Origin of the sequence: Acinetobacter piscicola, from assembly GCF_002233755.1 — a bacterium.
Taxonomy (GTDB): Bacteria; Pseudomonadota; Gammaproteobacteria; order Pseudomonadales; family Moraxellaceae; genus Acinetobacter; species Acinetobacter piscicola.
This window is the reverse complement of record NZ_KZ268708.1, coordinates 78,811-85,310: the sequence shown is the minus strand read 5'-3', so window position 1 is coordinate 85,310 and position 6,500 is coordinate 78,811. Positions and strand designations below refer to the sequence as shown.

Annotated in this window: 4 protein-coding genes and 2 pseudogenes; 1 reads left to right on the top strand and 5 read right to left on the bottom strand. The window is 41.4% G+C overall.

The features are described from left to right. From CDA10_RS17170 to CDA10_RS04230, 4 genes and pseudogenes are all read right to left on the bottom strand, one after another. Positions 1-201 (bottom strand): annotated as a pseudogene (locus CDA10_RS17170) (Ig-like domain-containing protein); the annotation flags it as partial. 1 nt (position 202) lies between these two features. After that, on the bottom strand, positions 203-1,681 hold a 1,479-nt coding region (locus CDA10_RS17165), incomplete at its 3' end, for an Ig-like domain-containing protein (protein ID WP_407640363.1). Between the two features lie 40 nt (positions 1,682-1,721). Further along, positions 1,722-2,024: pseudogene (locus CDA10_RS17160) on the bottom strand (Ig-like domain-containing protein); the annotation flags it as partial. Positions 2,025-2,027: 3 nt separating this feature from the next. Beyond that, positions 2,028-3,692 (bottom strand): Ig-like domain-containing protein (locus CDA10_RS04230; RefSeq protein ID WP_213062846.1); only part of this gene is annotated, 1,665 nt, incomplete at its 3' end. Between the two features lie 340 nt (positions 3,693-4,032). Here CDA10_RS04230 and CDA10_RS04225 point away from each other — a divergent pair. After that, complete coding sequence (locus CDA10_RS04225) at positions 4,033-5,403, top strand: phosphohexomutase domain-containing protein (protein ID WP_089604247.1); 1,371 nt, start codon at positions 4,033-4,035, stop codon at positions 5,401-5,403. Positions 5,404-5,472: 69 nt separating this feature from the next. On the opposite strand, the gene galE is transcribed toward CDA10_RS04225, so the two are convergent. Continuing rightward, positions 5,473-6,492, bottom strand: coding sequence for a UDP-glucose 4-epimerase GalE (galE, locus tag CDA10_RS04220; protein WP_089604246.1), 1,020 nt, complete (start codon positions 6,490-6,492; stop codon positions 5,473-5,475). Between the last annotated feature and the right edge of the window lie 8 nt (positions 6,493-6,500).

Genomic DNA, 6,500 nt, shown 5'->3' with positions numbered 1-6,500 from the left:
GGGATATCGCCTACATTCGGTCCTACATTATCCGTAGCACCAACGCCTTCAGGTTTAGCTGGTGCTGTGGTATCTACAGTTAATACAAATGGATCACTTGGAGCACTGGTATTACCCGCTGGATCTGTTTGAGTGGTTGTAATTTCATGCGGACCATCAGTCAACGGGGTTTCTGGGGTAAATGTCCAGTTACCTGTTGAANATCGCTTGTGTTCCCTGCTGGATCTGTTTGAGTGGTTGTGATCTCGTGCGGACCATCAGTCAATGGGGTTTCTGGGGTAAATGTCCAATTCCCTGTTGGGTCTACAACTGCGGTACCTAGTGGTTGACCATTATCAATCACTTCAACGGTTGCACCCGGCTCACCCGTACCTGTAATGGTCGGTGTCGTATCATCCGTTGTTCCACCAGCTGGAATTTCGCCAATCGTAGGACCCACATCATCTGTGGCAGTGATATCTTCAGGCTGAGTAGGTGCAATAGTATCGAGTATGATTGGGTATTCACCTGTAGCTGGGCTGGGCTGACCTGCTGGGTCTTTGGCAACAGCTGTGAGTTTCTTCTCACCATCTGCACCTAGGTCTGCAACTTCAAGTGTCCATTTTCCATTGGGTTGTACTGCAACTGAACCAACTTCTGTGCCATTGCTATAGATATGAACGATAGTACCCGGTTGAGCGGTTCCGCTCACTGTCGGAGTCTTGTCATCCGTTGTCGCGCCTTTTTGTAAAGGACCTGTCACATCACCTACATTGTCATCAACACTTTGAATCGTCGGTGCCAATGGTGCTGAACCAATCACATTAAAGTCGATTGGATCTGTGGCTACGCCTTCGTTGCCTGCTGCATCTACTGGTTTGCCTGTAAAGCTATGGTCACCTCCGATCAAAGGTAATTCTGGCGTGAATGTCCACGTTCCATCTGGCTGTACTGTCGCTGTTCCAATCAATCCACCATTGTCATAAACATTAACATGTTCAACATCTGGTGTAGCCTGCCCTGTGTATTCTGGACGAGTATCATCTATTGTCGTACCGTCTTGAATCTCACCTGTTACAGCGCCAACATCATCCAATAGTTTAACATCTGTCAAACTTCCATCGGCTGGTGGTGTCGTATCGATTGTGATTTCTTTGCTCGTCGGTGCTGTCGCATTACCCACTTGATCAACAATACGTGCTTCAACCGTATGCTTACCTTCCGCCAATGGATTCGCAGTGTTATCTAAACTCCACGTTCCATCCGCTTTCAGCGCTGCATCTGTCCATGTTCCACCATCTACTCGAACTTGGACTTTATCACCCGCTTGGACTTGTGTTGCATCTGATACTTTGCCACTAATCACTAAACTTGGATCATTGGTTACAAAATCGTTTGCAAGACCTGTATCTTCGGTAATCCCTGTAATTTCAGCTGTGATTGTCGGCACAGTCGTGTCAACAGTTAATACAAATGGATCACTTGGATCACTGGTATTCCCTGCAGGATCTGTTTGAGTGGTTGTAATTTCGTGTGGACCATCAGTCAATGGCGTGTCTGGGGTAAATGTCCAGTTGCCGGTTGAGTCCACAGTCGTTGTACCTAGTGGTTTACCATTATCTGAAACTTCAACAGTTGCACCCGGCTCACCTTTACCTGTAATGGTCGGTGTAGTGTCATCCGTTGTACCACCAGCTGGAATATCACCTACATTCGGTCCTACATTATCCGTAGCGCCAATNCCGTCTTGAATCTCACCTGTTACAGCGCCAACATCATCCAATAGTTTAACATCTGTCAAACTTCCATCGGCTGGTGGTGTCGTATCGATTGTGATTTCTTTGCTCGTCGGTGCTGTCGCATTACCCACTTGATCAACAATACGTGCTTCAACCGTATGCTTACCTTCCGCCAATGGATTCGCAGTGTTATCTAAACTCCACGTTCCATCCGCTTTCAGCGCTGCATCTGTCCATGTTCCACCATCTACTCGAACTTGGACTTTATCACCCGCTTGGACTTGTGTTGCATCTGATACTTTGCCANNNCGGTGCTGTCGCATTACCCACTTGATCAACAATACGTGCTTCAACCGTATGCTTACCTTCCGCCAATGGATTCGCAGTGTTATCTAAACTCCACGTTCCATCCGCTTTCAGCGCTGCATCTGTCCATGTTCCACCATCTACTCGAACTTGGACTTTATCACCCGCTTGGACTTGTGTTGCATCTGATACTTTGCCACTAATCACTAAACTTGGATCATTGGTTACAAAATCGTTTGCAAGACCTGTATCTTCGGTAATCCCTGTAATTTCAGCTGTGATTGTCGGCACAGTCGTGTCAACAGTTAATACAAATGGATCACTTGGATCACTGGTATTCCCTGCAGGATCTGTTTGAGTGGTTGTAATTTCGTGTGGACCATCAGTCAATGGCGTGTCTGGGGTAAATGTCCAGTTGCCGGTTGAGTCCACAGTCGTTGTACCTAGTGGTTTACCATTATCTGAAACTTCAACAGTTGCACCCGGCTCACCTTTACCTGTAATGGTCGGTGTAGTGTCATCCGTTGTACCACCAGCTGGAATATCACCTACATTCGGTCCTACATTATCCGTAGCACCAACGCCTTCTGGTTTAGCTGGTGGTGTGGTATCTATAGTTAATACAAGCGGGTCACTTGGATCACTGGTATTCCCTGCAGGATCTGTTTGCGTAGTTGTGATTTCGTGTGGACCATCAGTCAATGGCGTTTCTGGCGTGAATGTCCAGTTACCTGTTGAGTCTACAGTCGTTGTACCTAGTGGTTTACCATTATCTGAAACTTCAACGGTTGCACCCGGCTCACCTTTACCTGTAATGGTCGGTGTAGTGTCATCCGTTGTACCACCAGCTGGAATATCACCTACATTCGGTCCTACATTGTCTGTAGCACCAACGCCTTCTGGTTGGATTGGTACAGTAGTGTCGATGGTAATTTTTTGTTCTGAGATTGGACCAACATTTCCAGCTTCGTCAACTGTCCGAACTTGAACGGTATAAACACCATCAGCTAGAGGATTTTTGGTATTATCATAGCTCCAAGAACCATTATTTCGATCTACAACCGTATCTAACCATGTCTTCCCACCATCCAAACTAATTTGAACTGTCTCATCCGCAGCTAAAGGTTCAGTGATTTTACCACTCAAAATCAATGTCTTGTCATTGGTAATTAAATCTGTAGAACTTAGACCTGTATCTTCAGTAATACCCGTCAATGTTGCTTTTGCAGTCGGAGAAGTTCGGTCGTTATTATCATGATCTCGATGTGCCCACCACAAAATTCCACCAGCAGTAACAACGGGAAATAGCCAGGCGATCAGCCCAGCGCTGTCATTTGAATAAAGTAACGGCTCAAGGCTATCTAAACCAAGATAATTCACAGCACCGTTAGCAGAATCAAATTCAACTAAAGCAAAACCTTTGTCTTGTTCAGGGAAAACCAATGAGTTATCGGCGTTATTTGCATCATTAAAGAAATTATCGACAACAATCTTTTCGCCATTTTTTAAAACAATGACAACATTGTTGCCTTCTCTTGTAATAGACTCTACCGCATCTTTCGTCACACCGACTTGTACAACTGATGGTTGACTCAATACAACTTCACTCGCTTGAGTATCTTGTAATAAATCTCCGCCATTTTTAGCAACGATTACGATTCTTGTCATTATGTAGCCTCATTTTTATAAAATATGAAAAAAGATATAATCCATGACATAATAATGTGACTTATGTCACAAAACAAACATTAAAATACTATTCAACCTCTGTTTTTATAGATGAATAAGAATCGATTCAATTTTTATGTAAATAACTTATTAATTTATCGCTGGTTTTTTTTTAATCTATTCATTATTTTTTTTTAATTATTTGTTTATTAATATTTCAAAAGAAACCATCATGAGGACGTTTCAGCCCAATGCAATGAAAGCTGAACAAATATTCCAAATCCTGTCATAAGGCATCATGTATAATTATGTCTTTTTAAATCATAAGAAATGAGCAAACATGGCATCACTTACTTGTTTTAAAGCCTATGACATTCGTGGAAAACTTGGCACGGAATTGAATGAAGAAATTGCATATAAAATTGGTCGTGCTTATGGGCAAATTTATCAACCGAAAACAGTTGTTGTGGGCTGTGATGTTCGTTTAACCAGTGAAGATTTAAAACAAGCAACGATTCGCGGTCTAAATGATGCAGGGATTAACGTACTTGATTTAGGGATGACTGGAACAGAAGAAGTTTACTTTGGTGCATTCCATCTCGACGTTCAAGGCGGCATTGAAATCACTGCCAGTCATAATCCAATGGATTATAATGGTATGAAATTAGTGCGTGAAAATGCACGACCAATCAGCGCGGATACGGGTTTAAAAGACATTCAAGCACTGGCTGAATCAGAAGATTTTATTGAAGTTACTCAAAAAGGAACGACTCAAAAATATAATATTCTTCCTGAATTTATTGATCATTTACTTACATATATTGATCCAGCAAAGATTCGCCCACTTAAACTTGTGATGAATGCTGGAAATGGTGCTGCTGGCCATGTTGTGGATGCAATTGAGGAAAAATTCAAGCAACTCAATATACCTATAGAATTTATAAAAATTCATAATCAACCAGATGGTACTTTCCCAAATGGTATTCCTAACCCTATTTTAGTTGAAAATCGTGACAGTACTCGTGATGCTGTATTAGCACATCAAGCGGATATGGGGATTGCTTGGGATGGTGACTTTGATCGTTGCTTTTTATTTGATGAAAAAGGGCAATTTATTGAAGGTTATTATATTGTGGGTTTACTTGCTCAAGCCTTTTTACTTAAACAAGCTGGAGAAAAAATTGTTCACGACCCTCGCTTAGTTTGGAATACTTTAGATATTGTAGAGCAATATAAAGGAATCGCGGTTCAATCCAAATCTGGCCATGCCTTCATCAAAGACGTAATGCGTGAAAATAATGCTGTCTATGGTGGTGAAATGAGTGCACATCACTATTTCCGTGATTTTGCGTATTGTGACAGTGGCATGATTCCATGGTTATTGGCGATTGTCGTACTTTCTGAAACTCAGCAATCATTATCAAGCTTAGTTGAAGGCATGATTGAACGTTTCCCATGTAGTGGTGAAATCAACTTTAAAGTGACTGATACTCAAATTACCATTCAAAAAATCTTTGATTATTTTTCAGATCAAAATCCTGCCATTGATAAAACGGATGGGGTAAGTTTAGACTTCGGCGCTTGGCGTTTGAATGTTCGTGCATCCAATACTGAACCACTATTACGTTTGAATATTGAAAGTCGTGCGGATAAAAATCCAAAACCAATGCAAGATTATGTAGATGAATTGACACGGTTGATTCAAGGTTAATTCTCAATTTTAAATATAAAATAGGCGCCTTGAGCGCCTATTTTATTGTGAGGAAAATATTGTAGAAAACTAAGCCTTATAGCCTGTTGGATTTTGTTTTTGCCAATTCCAACTGTCAGCTAGCATATCTTCTAGTTTATATTTTGGTGTCCAACCCAGTTCACTCACCGCTCGAGCATTATTCGCAAAAGATGTTGCTACATCACCTGAGCGACGTGGTGCGATTTCATAAGCGACTGTAACGCCATTCACTTGCTCAAAGGTATTTTTCACTTCCAGAACAGACGAACCATTACCCGTTCCTACATTCCAAGCTCTACAGCCTTGAGCTGCCAAACGATTATTCAATGCACATAAATGTGCATTTGCCAAATCTACAACATGGATATAATCACGAACACCAGTACCATCAACTGTATCGTAATCATTACCATAAATTGAAAGTTTTTCACGACGACCAACCGCAACTTGCGTTACATAAGGCATTAAATTATTTGGAATACCTTGAGGGTCTTCACCAATACGACCACTTTTATGCGCACCAACAGGATTGAAATAACGCAATAAAGCAATCGACCAACGCTCATCTGCAATCGACAATTTTTCTAATAACTGCTCAACAATCAGCTTAGTATAACCATAATTATTGGATGGCATACCTGTCGGCATCGTTTCATCTAAAGGAGAAATATTTCCTTCATCGTAAACTATCGCTGAAGAGCTAAACACCAAATTAAAGACATTGGCACGTTCCATTGCTTGAACCAACTGTATTGATCCAGCAATGTTATTATCAAAATAACTTAGTGGTATTTGTTGACTTTCATCTACTGCTTTTAGGCCCGCAAAATGCATCACCGCATCAATTTGATTAGATGAAAAAACTTGATCTAAGTCATTTTGATTTCGAATATCACCTTGAATAAATTTAAGAGCCTTCCCAGTCAATTCTTGCACACGTTTTAATGATTCTTCTGAACTATTTGATAGATTGTCTAAAACAATCACCTCATACCCAGCTTCAAGCAACTCAACACAAGTATGCGAACCGATATAGCCCGCACCGCCAGTGACTAAAATACTCGCCATAATTTTTC

What these genes read in the sequence shown, in the direction of transcription:
- CDA10_RS04225 (WP_089604247.1), top strand. Translation starts at nt 4,033, where the DNA reads ATGGCATCACTTACTTGTTTTAAAGCCTATGACATTCGTGGAAAACTT.
- galE (WP_089604246.1), bottom strand. Translation starts at nt 6,492, where the DNA reads ATGGCGAGTATTTTAGTCACTGGCGGTGCGGGCTATATCGGTTCGCAT.